Raw genomic sequence first — 16,742 nt, 5'->3', positions numbered from 1 at the left:
GCCTCGCACATAGGTCCGCCCCTGTACGGAAGAAGAAGCCCCGCTACGTGAGAAGCAGCCCCGGCCGACGTCCCCGGCCGGGGCTTTCCCGCGTTCCGGACAGGGTTGAGCGGGCGGACAGGTAATAGTTACTCTCCTGCTATGCCTCTTACGTTCGAGCTGGATCCCGCGTTCTCGCCCGCCCTGCGCGACGGCATCACCGCCCTGTGGGCCGATGTCACCAACGCGGGTGGTGCCGTCGGCTTCGTCCCGCCGGTCACGGCCGAGGAGGTCCGGCCCGAGCTGCTCAAGCACCTCGTCGCCATCGAGGAACGCCGCACCCGGCTGCTGGTCGGCCGCGACGAGGACGGGGCCGTCGCCGCCACCGCCTTCCTCACCCTCAACACCCACCGGCTGATGAGGCACTGGCTCTGGCTCTACACCGTGATGGTCCACCCCCGCCACCAGGGTCAGGGGTACGGCCGCGACCTCATGGCCGCCACCGCCGACGCCGCCCGCTCCATGGAGGGCATCGAGGCGATCCGCCTCACCTGCCGCGGCGGCACCGGTGCCGACCGCTTCTACGCGGCCTGCGGCTACAAGGAGGTGGGCCGGGTCCCGGGCTCCATCCGGGTCGCCCCGGGCGACGACCGCGACGACATCGTCATGCTGCTGCCCCTGGGGCCGGCGACCGTCTGACCGGGCCCGGCGACCGGTTGGACAGGGCCCCGGGAACCCCCTGAACCCTGAGAATTCGGACCATGCTTCACTGGACGGGCAGGAGTGGTGTCGAGAGTTCATGGGAAGAGAGGGCCTGCCGTGTCCGCTGCCAAGCCGAGCGCGATGATCCGGTACACGGCGTTGCGCCTGTTGATCTTCGTCGGCTGCTTCTTCGTCGCCGGTGTCGCCGTCCACTTCGGGCTGGTGCCCTCCGGTCTCGGCGGCTCCAACGTCGTCTGGGTGATGCTGCTCGGCCTCGTCCTCTCCGCCCCGCTCAGCTTCGTCCTGCTGCGCAAGCAGCGCGACGAGATGTCCGCGCAGATCGTCACCAAGGTCGACCGGACCAAGGCGCGCCTGGACGCCAACCGCACCCGCGAGGACGCTGTCCAGTAGGTCGGTAATCTTCCTCACACAGCGGCCCGTACGGGCCGCGCCCCGCGAACTTCCCGCAGACCCCGGCCTCCGGAGCATCTCGCTCCGGAGGCCGGGGTCTGCGGCGTTTCCGACGCTCTCCGGGGCCTCGGGGGTGGGCCGCCCGCCGTTCCATGGTCAAAGAAAGGCTTTGAGGATCCCAAAGTTCAAGTGTTAACGTGTTCGACGTGAAGACAGCAGTGCGCCTCCGTCACGCCGCGAGCCCTCCGCTCGTGGCGCGCCTGCACGTCGATCTCTGCCGCTGTATGTCCGCGGTCTGTTGCCGCGAGGTCTGATTACGGCATCATGCAGCGGCGCCGCCCTCAGACGCGGGCGCCGCGACCCCGTCCCCGTTCCACCGCACGTCCGTACGCCTGTCCTCGTACGTCCTGATGCGTCCCCCACTGGAGTGTGTCCGTGTCCGCGAATTCCGCGTCCGCCGCCCCCGAGGCCGAGCAGCCGTCCACCGGTTCCGGCCCCGGTCCGCGTATACCCAAGGTCCCGTTCTGGGCCCAGATCGTCGCCGGTCTGGTGCTCGGTGCCCTGCTCGGCTGGATCGCCCGCAGCCAGGACGTCTCCTGGCTCGTCACCACACTGGACAAGATCGGTTCGATCTTCGTCCAGCTGCTGAAGCTGGCCGTCGCCCCGCTGGTCTTCTTCGCGATCCTGGTGTCGATCACCAACCTGCGCAAGGTCAACAACGCCGCCCGGCTGGCGACCCGCACCCTGCTCTGGTTCATGATCACGTCGCTGATCGCGGTCGCCATCGGCCTCACCATCGGCCTGCTGACCAACCCGGGCTCCGGCACCGGCCTCACGCCGAAGGACGGCAAGCTCCCCGAGCGCACCGGCAGCTGGATCGACTTCCTGACCGGCATCATCCCGAACAACGTGATCCAGCCGTTCGCCGAGCTGAACGTGCTCCAGATCGTCTTCCTGGCGGCCGTCGCCGGTATCGCCGCCCTCAAGCTCGGTGAGAAGGCCCAGCCGATCCTGACGCTCAGCCAGTCCATCCTGGAGCTGCTGCAGAAGGCCCTGTGGTGGGTCATCCGCCTGGCCCCGCTCGGCACCGTCGGCCTCATCGGCTACGCCATCGCCACCTACGGCTGGGACCTGATCGGCAAGTACGCGACGTTCACCGCCGACGTCTACATCGGCTGCCTCCTGGTGATGTTCGGCGTCTACCCGCTGCTCCTGGCCACCGTCGCCAAGGTCAGCCCGCTGCAGTTCTTCAAGGGCGCCTGGCCCGCGATCCAGCTCGCCTTCGTCTCCCGCTCCTCGGTCGGCACCATGCCGGTCACCCAGCGGGTCACCGAGCGCCTCGGCGTTCCGAAGGAGTACGCCTCCTTCGCCGTCCCGTTCGGGGCGACCACGAAGATGGACGGCTGCGCCGCGATCTACCCGGCGCTGGCGGCGATCTTCGTCGCGCAGATCTTCGACGTCCAGCTGGGCATCGGCGACTACGTGCTCATCGCCTTCGTCTCGGTGATCGGCTCCGCGGCCACCGCCGGTCTCACCGGCGCCACGGTCATGCTGACCCTGACCCTCTCCACCCTGGGCCTCCCGCTGGAGGGCGTCGGCCTGCTGCTGGCCATCGACCCGATCCTGGACATGGTCCGCACCGCCGCCAACGTGGCCGGCCAGGCGCTGGTCCCGGTCCTCGTGTCGGCCCGCGAGAAGATCCTCGACCACGACAAGTACAACTCGGCCTCGTCCTCCTCGATCGACGCGTTCGGCCCGTCCGACGACGACGGCTGGGACGTGGACCGCGACCGTACGAAGGACGCGGTCCCGGCCACCGTCTAGCGGCCGCCGCCCTCGTACGGCCCGAAGCGCCCTCGACCCGCCTCTCCGGCAGGTCGAGGGCGCTTCCGCTTTCCGCCTGGGCCGCCCGTCTCCCCAGGGGGGTGGGAGGGGGCAGTTCTGGCCAGGGAGATCGGGGAGCGGGCGGGGAAAGGCGGACTTTGTCGCACTTGGTCCCCCGGCCCGCCGTGCGTACAGGCCACAGGTTGGTGGTCCAGACCATTGACTCGATCGGGCTTCTCCTCCTACCGTGTCGCATGCCTGAGGCCGACAGCTCCAGGGGACTCCGGAACGGTTCTCATCCGGCCCCTGACCTGCTTTCTGACGGTCCGTCGGCATCTCCGTCCGGTGCTGTCCGATGCCCTCAGCGGCGTCGGCACCGGCGTTGGCAGCAAGGGGGGCGCAGCGCGTGATCGACACACTCGGCGGAACCACGGCCACCGGAGGCCTCGTACCGAGTCATGGGCAGGAACGGCTCTGGTTCCTGCACCAGTTGGACCCCACGGACGCGTCGTACAACATCCCCCTGGTGCTGCGGCTGACCGGCGCCCTCTCCGTACCCGCCCTCGTCGCCGCGTTCGAGGGGACCGTCGCCCGGCACGAGGCCCTGCGCACCCGCTTCGCGGATGTCGACGGGCGGCCGGTCGCCGTCGTGGACGCGCCCGGGCCGGTGCGGGTCGAGACCCTCGACCTCAGGAGCCGCCCCGGGGACGCCGGACCGCTCCTGGCCGAGCGGACGAACGGCGCCTTCGACCTGGCGGAGGGCCCGCTCCTGCGGATCGCCCTGCTGCGGACCGACGAGGACGAGCACCTGCTCTGCCTGGTCCTCCACCACATCGTCGCGGACGGCTGGTCGCTCAACCTGCTCCGCACCGAACTCGCCACCCGGTACGCCGCCCACCTCGCCGGCCGCCCGGTCGAACTGCCCGAGGTCCTGCCGTACACGGAGTACGCACGGCGGGAGCGGGAGGCCGCGCGGGGACCGGAGGCCGAAGCGGCGCTCGACCACTGGCGGGAGCGGCTCGCGGACGCCCCCGTTCTCGACCTGCGGCCCACCGTGGGCGGCCCGCCGGGCAGCGGGGCCGGCGGTGCCTTCCACACCCGGCGGATCACCGGGGCCGGCGGCGCCGTCGACGCCCTGGCCAGGGAGAAGCGGTGCACGCCCTTCATGGTGCTGCTCGCCGCCTACCAGGTGCTCCTGCACCGCTGGACCCGCCAGGACGACTTCTGCGTCGGCGTACCGGCGGCGGGCCGGGGCGAGCCCGAACTGGAGCCGGTGATCGGCTACTTCTCCACCACCCTCGTGCTCCGCGCCGAGCTGGCCGGTGACCCCGCCTTCGGTGACCTGCTGCGCCGGGTCCGCCGCTCGTCCCTCACCGCCTTCGCCCATGACCGGGTGCCCTTCGAGCGGCTCATCGACGCCCTCGGCATCGAACGCCGGCTCGGCTCCAGCCCGCTCTTCCAGACCCTGCTGACCGTGCACACCCAGGACGGACCGGACAGCGGGGAGCGGGAGTTCGGCGGCCTGGAGTGCGCGGACGTGGACGGTGGCCACGCGGCCAGCAAGGTCGATCTGATGCTGGACCTGCGCCGCGAGGGCGACGACCTGATCGCCGTCCTCGGCTACCGCACCGACCTCTTCGACGCCCCCTGGGCCGCCCGGCTCGCCCGTCACTTCGAGACGCTGCTGCGCGGGGCGCTCGCCGCCCCCGACACCCCGGTCTCCGAACTGGAGCTGCTGACGCCGCCCGAGCGCGACGAACTGCTGGCCCTGGGTACCGGCGCGCCGGAACCGCCGGGTGGCGCGGTGCCGCTGCCGGTCGCCCTGGCCCGGGCGGCCGAGCGGTACGCCGGGCGGACGGCGGTGCGTGCCCCGGAGGGGGAGCTGACCTACCGGGAGCTGTGGGACGCGGCCGGCGCGCTCGCCGTGCGGCTGCGGGCCGCCGGTGTACGCGGCGGTGACACCGTGGGCGTCCTGCTGCCACGCGGCCGGGCGGCGATCACCGCCCTGCTGGCGACCTGGCGGGCCGGGGCCGCCTACCTGCCGCTCGACCTCGACCACCCGCGCCCACGGCTGGACTTCATGATCGCCGACACCGTCGTGCGCGTGGTGGTCGCGGACCCCGCCGCCGAGGGGACCGCACAGCTCGCCGAGGGCGTCGTGGTGGTGGCCCCGGACGGTGCCGGCCCGGGGACCGCGGACTGCGACCCCGGCTGGCAGGCCGGCGCCGGCGACCCCGCGTACGTCATCCACACCTCCGGCTCCACCGGCACGCCCAAGGGGGTCGTCGTCCCGCACGGGGCCCTCGCCGCCCGGATCGCCTGGATGCGCGCGGACTACGGGATCACGGCGGCGGACGAGGTGCTGCAGTTCGCCTCGCTGAGCTTCGACACCCACGCCGAGGAGGTCTTCCCCGCGCTCACCGCCGGGGCCACCCTCACCGTCGCCGGGCCCGGCGCGACCCTGCCCGACCACCTCGCGGACGGGCGCGGCGACCGGCTGACCGTCCTGGACCTGCCCACCCCGTACTGGCACCAGCTGGCCGACGACCTCGACGCCGTCTCCTGGCCGCCCGGACTGCGCCTGCTCATCCTCGGCGCCGACCAGGTCCAGCCCACCGCCGTCGCCGCCTGGCGGGCCCGCTTCGGCGACACCGTACGGCTGGTCAACTCCTACGGCCCCACCGAGACCACCATCATCGCCACCACCGCCGAGCTGGGCCGCGCCGACGCGGTGCACCGCCCGCCCATCGGCAGCCCCACCGGCTCCACCACGCTGACCGTCTGCGACGCGGCCGGGCGGCTCATGCCGTACGGGGCCGCCGGGGAACTCCTCGTCGGCGGCGCGGGCGTGACCCTCGGCTACGGGGGGCGGCCCGGCGCCACCGCGCGCGCCTTCGTGCCCGACCCCCACGGTCCGCCCGGCGCCCGCCGCTACCGCACCGGGGACCTGGTGCGCTGGCGGGCGGACGGGCAGCTGGAGTTCCTGGGACGCATCGACGACCAGGTGAAGGTGCGCGGCTTCCGCGTCGAGCCCGGTGAGGTGGAGGCGGCGCTGCTGGCCCTGGAGGGGGTGGGCGGGGCGGCGGTGATCGCGCGGGACCAGGCGCTGGTCGCGTATGTGGTGGCGGCGTCGGACGCTGCCGGGCAGGCCCGGCCCGAACTGTCACCGGCGGGTCTCCGGGCGGCTCTCGCCGCACGGCTCCCGGCCCACCTGGTCCCCAACGCCGTGATGGTCCTCCCCGCCCTGCCGCTGACCCCGAACGGCAAACTCGACCGCCGTGCCCTGCCCGCGCCCGACCGGCGGCCCGACCTGGGCGGTGGTTACGTCGCCCCGCGCACCGACGCCGAGGAGCTGGTGGCGGAGGTGTGGGCCGAGGTGCTGGGGCTGGACCGGGTCGGTGCGGCGGACGACTTCTTCGAGCTCGGCGGCCACTCGCTCCTCGCCACCCGTGTCGTCGCCCGGATCAGGGCCGCGACCGAGGTGACGGTCCCCCTGCGCACGCTGTTCGTCCACCGCACCACCGAGGCGTTCGCGCTCGCGGTGGAGGAGCTGCTGCTCGCCGAGATCGAAGCCCTGACCGACGAGGACGCCGGGCGCCTGCTCGCCGCCGAGTCCGCAACTCCCAGAATCGGAACGCAGACGGCATGAGCAGCAGCACGGACCAGTACCCCGGTGACACCGCGGCGCCGAGCGGTGCCGACACAGGACCGCCTCCCGCACCCGAGCCCGACGCGGGTCCTCCCCCCGCCCGTGGCCGGGCCGGCGGCGCCCCGCTCTCCGAGGCCAAGCGCGCCCTTCTCGCCCAACGGCTGAAGGGCCGGGCACGGGCCGTACGGGCGGTCCCGAGGCGGCCGGACGGCACCGCGCCACCACTCTCCTTCGCGCAGGAACGCCTGTGGTTCATGGAGCAGTTCGCGCCCGGCACCGCCGCGTACAACATCCCCGTGGCCCGCCGGCTGCGCGGCCCGCTGGACCGAACCGCCCTCCAGCGGGCCCTGGACGCCGTGGTCGCCCGCCACGAGACCCTGCGCACCCGCTACCCGGCCACCGACGACGGCCGACCGGTCCTGGAGATCGCCGACCCCGCCCCCTTCGGCCTGCGCACCGCCGACGCGGACGACGAGGAGCACGCGGCCCGGCTGGTGGACGAGCTCGGCGCCCTCCCCTTCGACCTGGTCACCGGCCCCCTGACACACGGCCTGCTGGTTCGCATCGCCGACGACGACCACGTCCTCCTCCTCGTGGTGCACCACAGTGTCAGCGACGGCTGGTCCAGTGAGGTGCTGGTCTCCGAGGTGCTGCGCGGCTACGCCGCCCAGGTCGCGGGTGGTCCCGACCCGCTGCCCGAACTCCCCATCCAGTACGGCGACTTCGCGCTCTGGCAGCGTGAGCGGCTGACCGGCGGGCGGCTGGCGCAGGAGGTGGCGTACTGGTCCCGTGAACTGGCCGGCGTACGCCCCCTGGAGCTGCCCACCGACCGCCCGCGCCCCGAGCGGCAGACCTTCGAGGGGGCCGGTTACGGCTTCGACGTCGCCCCGGAGCTGCTGGCCCGGCTCACCGCCCTCGGCAAGGAGCACGGGGCGACCGTGCACATGGTGCTGCTCGCCGCCTTCCAGGTGGTGCTCTCCCGGTTCGCCGGGCAGCGGGACTTCGCCGTCGGCTCACCCGTGGCGGGCCGGCCGGAGCCCGAACTCGAAGGCCTCATCGGGATGTTCGTCAACGTCCTGGCGCTGCCCGCCCGGCTGGGCGGTGATCCCTCCTTCACCGAGCTGCTGGGGCGGACCCGGGAGACCTGCCTGGAGGCCTACGCCCACCAGGAGCTGCCGTTCGCCCAGTTGGTGTCCGAGCTGAACGTCGAGAGGGATGTCACCCGCTCCCCGGTCTTCCAGGCGGTCCTGGCGATCCAGAACTACGCCTCGGCCGCGGACGCCGGGGGGACCGGCGAACTCCCGCTGGAAGTCGAGCCGTTCGGCCTCCATGCCGCCGGGACCCGGTTCGACCTGGAGCTCTTCCTCATGGAGGGGCAGGGCGGTCTGCGCGGCGCCTTCAACTACAACACCGACCTCTTCGACGAGTCCTCCATCGCCCGGATCGCCGCTCACCTGGGCCGGCTCCTGCGGGCCGTCGCCGACGACCCCGGCGCGCCGCTCTCCGCCCATGACGGCCTCGACCCGGCCGAGCGGCACCGGATGCTCACCGAGTGGAACGACACGGCCTTCGAGGCCTCCGGCACTCCCGGCGCCGGGACCCTGACGGCGCTGGTCGCCGCGCAGTGCGCCCGGACACCGGAGGCCGTGGCCGTCGAGTTCGGCGGCGACTCGATGACGTACGCGGAGCTGGACCGGGCCGCCGAGCGGATCGCCCGCCGGCTGGCCGGTGCGGGCGCCGGGCCCGGGAGCCTGGTGGCGGTGAGCGCCGAACGCTCGCTCGGCCTGGTCGTCGGGCTCCTCGGCGTCCTCAAGACCGGGGCCGGCTACACCCCGCTGGACCCGGAGTACCCCGCCGAGCGTCTCGCCTTCATGCTGGCCGACAGCGGCGCCGCCATCCTCCTCACGCAAGCCGGACTGCCGGTGCCCGAGGGGTGCGCGGCGCGGGTCCTCCTGATGGACGAGGAGGCCGAAGAGCGTTTGCACGAGGGCGAGTTGGCGGAGCCGTGCGCCGACGACATCGCGTACACGATCTACACCTCGGGCTCCACGGGCCGCCCCAAGGGAGTGCCCAACACCCACCGCGCCATCGTCAACAGGCTGCGCTGGATGGCCCGTCGCTACGAGGTCGGGCCCCAGGACGCCCTGCTCCAGAAGACCCCCACCGGGTTCGACGTCTCCGTGTGGGAGCTGTTCCTGCCGCTGATCACGGGCGCCCGGCTGGTCGTGGCGCAGCCCGGCGGGCACAAGGACGCGGCCCACCTGCGGGACACCATCGCCCGGCACGGCGTCACCGTCGCCCACTTCGTGCCCGCCATGCTGGACGTGTTCCTCGCGGAGGAGGACGTCGAGCGGTGCGTCTCGCTGCGGCGTGTGGTGTGCAGCGGCGAGGAGCTGGCCCCGCACACCGCCCGCGCGTTCACCGCGCGGCTGCCCGCGTGCGCGCTCGCCAACCTCTACGGGCCGACCGAGGCCGCGGTGGACGTGACGAGCTGGGAGTGCGAAGGAGAGCTCGCGACCGTCCCCATCGGCGCGCCGGTCGACAACACCCGGCTGTACGTCCTGGACGCCGAGCTGCGTCCGCTGCCGCCGGGCACCCCGGGCGAGCTGCACATCGGCGGGGTCCAGGTCTCCCTCGGCTACCACCGCCGGCCGGGCCTGACCGCGGCCCGCTACGTCCCCGACCCGTTCGGCCCGCCCGGCTCCCGGCTCTACCGGACCGGCGACCTGGCGCGCTGGCGGGAGGACGGGCAGCTGGAACACCTGGGCCGGATCGACCAGCAGGTCAAGATCCGGGGCCAGCGCATCGAGCCCGGTGAGATTGAGGCCGCGCTGCTGGCCGAGCCGGAGATCGCCGCGGCTGCCGTGATCGTCCGGGAGGACCAACCGGGCGACAAGCGGCTGGTGGCCTATCTGGTGCCGGCGGAGCCGACGGCGTCTGCCGGGGCTGTCGAGGCTCCGGGGGCGTCCGCGCCCGCCGGTGCCGGTGAGCCCTCCACGCCGGACGGGGACGCGGGGGCGCAGGTCTCCGGTGAGACCGCAGGGGCGCCCGCGCCCGCCGGTGCCGGTGAGGCCCTCGTGGCCGGTGTGCCCGAGCCCTGGGAGCCCGACCCCGCCGCCCTGCGCACCGCCCTCCGCCGCACGCTGCCCGACTACATGGTCCCCGCCGCCTTCGTGGCCCTGGAGGCCCTGCCGCTCTCCCCGAACGGCAAACTCGACCGGCGCGCGCTCCCGGCACCGCAGGCCCGCCGGACCGGGGGAGCGCTCGCCGCCCCGGAGACGGAGACCCAGCGGGTGCTGGCCGAGGTGTGGGCGGAGATCCTGACGCTGCCCGAAGTCGGTGTGGACGACGACTTCTTCGACCTCGGCGGCCACTCGCTGCTGGCCACCCAGGTCATCGCCCGCGCCCGCAAGCGGCTGCCCGAGGTGGGGGCCCGCCCGGTCAGCGTGATGGACCTCTTCACCTCCCGTACGGTCCGTGAACTGGCCGCCCTGGCCGACCTGGACGAGTCCGAGCGCGGCCCCCGCCACCTGCTGCACCGGCTGACCCGCCCCGTCCCCGCCGACTCCCGGGTCCTGTCCTACGTCTGCATCCCGTACGGCGGTGGCAGCGCGGTCGTCTACCAGCCGGTGGCCGACGAACTGCCGCCCGGCCACGACCTGTGGTCCGTCGCCATCCCGGGCCACGACATGGGCATCACCGAGGAGCACCTGCCCTTCGACGAGCTGGCCGCGAAGATCGCGGCCGAGATCCGCGAACGGGTCGAGGGCCCCATCGCCCTCTACGGCCACTGCGCGGTCGGCAGCGCGCTGACCGTCGCCGTCGGCCGCCTCCTCGAAGCCGCCGACCGGGAGGTGGAAGCCCTCTACATCGGGGCGCAGTTCCCCTTCGCCCGGCCGCGTGGCCGCATCCTCGGGCTGCTCAGCCGCGTCTCGGCGCTGGATCCGCTGCTCAACGACCGCGTCTACTTCAACTGGCTGCGGTCCATGGGCGCCGAGGTCGGGGACCTCGACGAGGCCCAGATGAAGTTCATGATCGGCAACATGCGCGCCGACTCGCGGGCGGCGGAGGAGTACTTCACCGAGGTGCTGGCCGAGGTGGAGGAGGGCGGAGCCCTGCTGCGCGCGCCGGTCATCACCGTGGTCGGGAACCGCGACCCGGCCACCGACTTCTACCAGGAGCGCTACCGGGAGTGGCAACTGCTGGCGGAGAAATCGGCGTTGGCCGTTCTGGACGAGGGCGGTCACTTCTTCCTGAAGTACCGGGCCCGGGAGCTCGTCGAGATCATCACCCGTACGCACCCGGCTGTCCTGGCCGGTACGGCCTCCCACGAACTGCCGGGCCGGGCCGAGGACGGGCCGTGGTGGTTCCACGGGGTGAGCGGCGGGGACGGTCCGGCCGTGGCCGCCGCCGATGACGTACGGCCGCAGGAGTCCGCACCGGCGGACGGCGACGGCTCCACCGCCGCGCCGACTGAGGCCGCCCCCGGCCCCGCGCCCGGCATGGGCCGGTTCCTGGCCGTCGCCCTGGGCCAGTTGGTCACCATCACCGGGTCCGCGCTCACCGAGTTCGCGCTGCCCGTGTGGATCTACATGGAGACCGGCTCGATGGGCAAGTACGCCCTCTACGCCGTGATCGGGATGCTCCCCGGCATCCTCGTCGGCCCGCTGGCCGGCGCGGTCGTCGACCGGCTGGACCGGCGCCGGGTCATGCTCGCCGCCGGCGCCGTCGCCGGGACCACCCAGGGCGGGCTGCTCACGTTGCTGCTGAGCGGCAGCCTGCACTCCTGGCACATCTACGTGCTCCTCGGCATGCTCTCGGTCGCGCTCACCTTCCAACGGCTCGCCTACGCCTCCTCCGTACCGCAGCTGGTCCCCAAGCGGTATCTCGGCCACGCCAACGGCATCACCCAGATGGCCTTCGGCTTCGCCCAGTTCATCGTTCCGCTGGCGGCCGTGGCACTGATGGCCGGCATCGGGCTCAAGGGCATCCTCATCCTGGACGTGACCGGCTACGCCGTCGCGATCACCGTGCTGATGCTCGTCAAGTTCCCGAAGACGCTGCCCTGGACCCGCCGCGAGTCGCTGGTCGCCGAGATCAGGAACGGCTTCGCCTACTCCTGGAAGAACCGGGGCTTCCGGGCCATGCTCCTCTGGTTCGCCGCGCTGAACATCTTCCTCTCACCGCTCTTCCTGCTCGTCACGCCGCTGGTGCTCTCCTTCGACTCGCTGGAGTCCGTGGCCCGGGTCGCCGTGGCCGGTGGCGCGGGCGCCATCCTCGGCGGGATCGCGATGGGTTTCTGGGGCGGACCCCAGCGGAACCGGATGCAGGGCATGCTGGGCCTCGCCGGGCTGCTGGCGGTGGCCAGTGCGCTGGTCGGCGTCCGGGCCGACCTGTGGATCATCGGCATCGGCGCGTTCGGCATGTCCTGCGCGCTCTCCATGGTCAACGGCGTCTACACGACGATCGTCCAGATCAAGGTGCCGCAGCGGTTCCACGGCCGGGTGTTCGCCCTGAACACCCTGGTCGCCTGGTCGACCCTGCCGATCGGCCACGGGATCATCGCCCCGGCCGGCTCCGCCTTCTTCGGGCCGATGTTCGAGGACGGCGGTTCGCTGACCTCGACGGTCGGAGCCCTCATCGGTACGGGGCCGGGGCGCGGGATCGGCTTCATGTACCTGCTGTTCGGGGCGGCGATGCTGGCCCTGGTCGTGGTCGGCCTGCGGCTGCCGGTGCTGGCCCGCTTCGACCTGGACGTACCGGACGCGCTGCCCGACGACCTGGTGGGCATCCAGGAGCGCGAACGCCGGGTTGCGGCGCGGGCGGTGAGGACGCGGGGCGCGCCGAAGGGCCCGGCGGCCACAGCGGGTCCGGCCGGTGCGGTGGACGGCGGGAGCGACGGTGGGAACACCGCCGAGGCCATGGAGGCCACCCGGTGACCGCCCACCCCCGCCACGCCCCCGCGTCGGCTTCCCGGGCCCACGCGCCCGCCACCCTGTCCGCCCTGCTCGCCCACCGTGCGGGCACCGAGCCGGAGCGCACCGCGCTGATCTGCGGCCCGCGCACGCTGACGTTCGGCGAGTGGTACGAGCGCGCCGGGCACCTCGCGGCCGGACTGCGGTCCCGGGGCCTGGAGCCCGGTGCGCGGATCGTGCTCCGCTACGGCAGCGGCGACTGGACCGCGTACGCCGTCGCCTTCTGCGGTGTCCTGCGCGCCGGCCTGGTGGCCGTACCGCTCTCGGACCGGCAGGCCCCCGCGGTGGCCGCCCATGTCCTCGCGGACAGCAGTGCCTCGGCGCTCCTCCACCCGGCCGGCGCGCACCTCCCTCCCGGTGTGCTGCCCACGGGGGTGTGGGCGGCACCGGACGCGGAGCTGGTGACGGAGGGCGCGGCCCGAACGGCGGTGCTGCGCGCCCCCGACCCCGGCTCCCTCGCCCAGATCCTCTACACCTCGGGTACCACCGGCACGCCCAAGGGGGTCACCGCCGCCCACGCCAACCTGGCGCACGGCTGCACCCTCGACGAGCGTCGCCGCCCCCTGCGCCACTCCCGTCACTTCCTGCACGCCTTCCCGGTCGGCACCAACGCCGGGCAGACCATGCTGGTCAACGCACTCGACTCGGCCGCCACGGCGGTGGCCGCACCCCAGTTCACCCCGGGGCGGTTCGCCCGGCTCATCGAGAAGTACGAGGCGGGCAGTGTCTTCCTCGTCCCGTCCATGGCCATCGAACTGCTCGGCTCCGACTCCGCCCGCCGGTACGCCACCGACAGCGTGCGGCTCGTCGGGTCGACCGCCGCCGCCCTGCCGCAACCGGTCGCACTCGGCCTCGCCCGCGCCTTCCCCCACGCCCAGGTCGTCAACTACTACACCTCCACCGAGGCCGCGCCCGCCCAGCTCACCCTCCTCTTCGATCCCGAACGCCCCGACTCCCCGGGCCGCCCCGCCTCCGCCAACGGCCTGCGGATCACCACCCCGGACGGGGACCCGCTGCCGGCCGGTGAGCCGGGCGAGGTCTGGCTGCGCTCCCCGGCCCTGCCGCGCGCCTACCTCGAACCGGCCGACGGCGCGACGACGGCCGGTCCCGAGGTCTTCCAGGGCCGGTGGGTGCGCATGGGGGACCTCGGGATGCTGGACGAGGAGGGGTATCTGCACCTGCTGGACCGGGAGCGGGACGTGATCAAGTCCGGTGCCTACAAGGTCTCCACGATCCAGGTGGAGGACGCGCTCCACGCCCACCCGGCCGTCGTGGACGCGGCGGCCCTCGGTGTCCCGCACCCCGTGCTCGGCTCGGTCGTCGCCGCCGTGGTCGTGGTGCGCGAAGAGCTGAGCGCACCCGCGCTGCGGACCTTCCTGCTCGAACGGCTCGCCCCGCACGAACTCCCCACCCGCCTGCTGTTCCGCCCCTTCCTGCCCCGCAACGAGGGCGGCAAGATCCTCAAGCGCGAGCTGCGCCTGCTCCTGGACGACGAGGCCCTGCGATGACGACGACCTTCCCCTCCCGACCGCTCAGCCCGGCCCAGCACGGCCTGTGGGTCAACGAACAGGTGCTCGCCCCCGGCGCCGCCCACCACCTCGCGCTCACCGTCCGGTTCCCCGCCCCGCCCGACGCCCGGGCGCTGGCCGACCGCTGCGCCCGCCTCCTGGACCGGCACCCGGTGCTGTGCTCACGGGTCGACCCGGACGGGCCCGCGCTCGTCCCGGCGGCCGGGCCCGCGCCCGTACCGACCGAGCTGACCTGCGCCCCGGGCGAGCTGGACGCCCTCCTCGCGGAGCTGAGCACCCGGCCGTTCGACCTGACCGGCGGACCGCTCGTGCGGTTCGCGCTGGTGACGGCCGGGGACGGGCCCCGGGTGCTGCACGTCGTCGTCCACCACCTGGTCTTCGACGGAACGTCGAAGGACGTCCTGCTCGCGGAGGTCCTCGGCCTGGACACCCACCCCGCTCCTCTCGACGTCACGGTCGGGGCCGCCGAACCGGACGCCCGGCAGGTCTCCCTGGCCCGGGAGTTCTGGGCGGACCGCTGGCACGACCCGGCCCCGCCCTCCCTCCCCGGCCTGGCCGCCTCCGTACCGGACGCCACCCGGCCCGCGCCGGGCGCCGCCCACGGCTTCACCCTCGGCCCCGGACCCGACGCGCGTCTCACCCAGACCGCGCAAGCCCTCGGCGTCACCCGCTTCGAACTGCTCCTCGCCCTCTGGCACACCCTCCTCTTCCGCTACGGGAACCAGGTCCCCACCACCGCCCTGGAGCTGTCGACCCGGCTTCCCGGCAGTCCCGAACACATCGGGCTGCACGTCAACGAGCTGCCGGTCTCCTCCCACCCGGACCCCGAGCGGCCGTTCGCCGACTTCGCCCAGGAGGTCCGTACCGAGCTGCGGGCGGTCTACGGACACCGCCCCGTGCCGCTCGGCCGGGCGGTCACCGCCCTCACCCCGCGCACGGCGCTCACCCCGCTCTCGGTCAGCTACCGCCGCCGCACGGGCTGGGAGGCGGAGGGGGCGCCGGGTTCGGAGATCGACTGGATCGGCTTCACCCACGCCGTACGCAACCTCGCCCACCTCCAGTTGGTGGACGGGCCGCAGGGCCTCGAAGGCTCTCTCCAGTACCGGGCCGAGGCCTTCGCCCCCGGCGCGCCCGCCCGGATCGTGGACCACTTCCGTACGCTTCTCGACGCCGTGGTGACCGCGCCGGGAGCCACCGAGGCCCCGCTCCGCGCGCTGCCGCTGCTGGCGGGCGAGGAGCTGGCGGGGGCCCTGCCCGTGAGCGGTGAGCGGCCAGCCGCCTGCCCGGCGGGTGCCACCGTGGTGTCGATGTTCGCGGAGCGGGTGGTGGCCGACCCGGCCGCCGTGGCCGTGGTGACGCCGGACGGCGGGGAGCTCTCCTACGGCGAACTGGACGCACAGGTAGCGGACTTCGCGGACCGGCTCGCCTCGGCCGGCCTCTCCACCGGGGATCTGGTGGGCGTCCAGGTGCCCCGGTCGGTGCAGGAACTGATCGCTGTCCTCGGTGTGTTGAGGGCGGGAGCGGCGTACGTTCCCCTCGACCCCGGGTACCCGGTGGAGCGGCTGGAGTTCGTCCGGGCCGACGCGGGCCTGGCCGCACTCGTCATCGAGGGTCCGGCGCCGGGCGGGCTGCCGGTCCTCCTCCCCGGGGCGCCGGGGAAGAGGCGCCGTCGCGTCCGTCCCCGGCCCCGGGGGCCCGTCCGGCCGCTCCGGCGGCCGGGGACCCGGCGTACGTCATCTACACCTCGGGTTCCACGGGACGGCCCAAGGGCGTCGAGATCCCGCACAGCGCGCTCGCCAACCTGCTGGCGACGATGGCGGACCACCTCCGGGCGGGCCCCCGGGACCGCTGGCTCGGGCTCACCTCGCTCTCCTTCGACATCTCCACCGTGGAACTGCTGCTGCCCCTGACGACCGGCGCGCGCGTCGTCCTCGTACCGGAGGGCCGGCAGCGCGACGGCGGAGCCCTGATGAAGCTGATCGACGCCCACGAGGTCAGCCACGTCCAGGCCACGCCGAGCAGCTGGCGGCTCCTGCTGGCCGCCGGCTTCGACCACCCGGACCTGGTGGCCATCGCGGGCGGTGAGGCGCTTCCTACCCCGCTGGCGGAGGAACTGGCGCGTGTGTGCGGCCGGTTGGTGAACGTCTACGGCCCCACCGAGACCACCGTGTGGTCCACCCTGGCCCACTTCACCACCGGCGCCCCCGTCGCGATCGGCCACCCCCTGGCCGCGACCCGGGCCTACGTACTCGACGTGCGGGGCGAACCCGTCCCCGACCACCTCCCCGGCGAACTCCATCTCGGCGGCGCGGGGGTGGCCCACGGATACCGGGGGCGGCCGGGGCTGACCGCGCGGTGCTTCGTCCCCGACCCCTGGGGCCCGCCCGGTGCCCGGCTCTACCGCACCGGTGACCTCGTGCGCCGACTGCCGGACGGGCGGCTGGAGTTCGCGGGCCGCCTGGACAGCCAGGTGAAACTGCGCGGCCACCGCATCGAGTTGGGGGAGATCGAGGCCCGCCTCGCCGAACACCCCCAGGTGTCCCAGGCAGTGGTGGTCCTGGACGACGGCACGGACGAGGACGAGGCACGGCTGGTGGCGTACGTCGTCGGGGCGCCGGAGGCTCCGGCCGCCGACGAGCTGCGCCGCCTGCTGGCGCGCACCCTGCCCGCGGT

6 protein-coding genes and 2 pseudogenes are annotated in these 16,742 nt (G+C 73.7%); all 8 read left to right on the top strand.

The window, feature by feature from the left end:
- Positions 1–141: 141 nt before the first annotated feature.
- Positions 142–678 carry a GNAT family N-acetyltransferase gene (locus tag D6270_RS14035; protein ID WP_109165085.1) on the top strand — a complete coding sequence of 179 codons (537 nt, stop codon included), beginning with the start codon at positions 142–144 and terminating at the stop codon, positions 676–678.
- Positions 679–798: 120 nt separating this feature from the next.
- Positions 799–1,092 carry a DUF4229 domain-containing protein gene (locus D6270_RS14030; protein ID WP_109165086.1) on the top strand — a complete coding sequence of 98 codons (294 nt, stop codon included), beginning with the start codon at positions 799–801 and terminating at the stop codon, positions 1,090–1,092.
- A 435-nt stretch (positions 1,093–1,527) separates the two neighbouring features.
- Positions 1,528–2,916 (top strand): dicarboxylate/amino acid:cation symporter, encoded by a 1,389-nt coding sequence (locus tag D6270_RS14025; protein WP_109165087.1) that lies wholly within the window; start codon positions 1,528–1,530, stop codon positions 2,914–2,916.
- Positions 2,917–3,271: 355 nt separating this feature from the next.
- The gene (locus tag D6270_RS14020; protein ID WP_109165088.1) at positions 3,272–6,565 is read left to right on the top strand and encodes a non-ribosomal peptide synthetase; all 3,294 of its coding nucleotides are present in this window, start codon (positions 3,272–3,274) and stop codon (positions 6,563–6,565) included.
- On the top strand, positions 6,562–12,504 hold the full coding sequence (locus D6270_RS14015; RefSeq protein WP_109165089.1) for a non-ribosomal peptide synthetase/MFS transporter: 5,943 nt from the start codon (positions 6,562–6,564) through the stop codon (positions 12,502–12,504). Before D6270_RS14020 ends, D6270_RS14015 begins: the two co-directional genes overlap by 4 nt.
- Positions 12,501–14,048: a class I adenylate-forming enzyme family protein gene (locus tag D6270_RS14010; protein WP_109165090.1), complete on the top strand. Its 1,548-nt coding sequence runs from the start codon at positions 12,501–12,503 to the stop codon at positions 14,046–14,048. The genes D6270_RS14015 and D6270_RS14010 overlap by 4 nt, the downstream gene beginning before the upstream one ends.
- Positions 14,045–15,616 (top strand): annotated as a pseudogene (locus D6270_RS33065) (condensation domain-containing protein); the annotation flags it as partial. The gene D6270_RS14010 and the pseudogene D6270_RS33065, both read left to right, overlap by 4 nt.
- Positions 15,617–15,801: 185 nt before the next feature.
- Positions 15,802–16,740: pseudogene (locus D6270_RS33060) on the top strand (amino acid adenylation domain-containing protein); the annotation flags it as partial.
- Positions 16,741–16,742: the final 2 nt, after the last annotated feature.

Source organism: Streptomyces griseus subsp. griseus (genome assembly GCF_003610995.1).
Lineage (GTDB): Bacteria > Actinomycetota > Actinomycetes > Streptomycetales > Streptomycetaceae > Streptomyces.
Note: the sequence above shows the minus strand (reverse complement) of the source record. Positions and strands in the feature narration are given on the sequence as shown.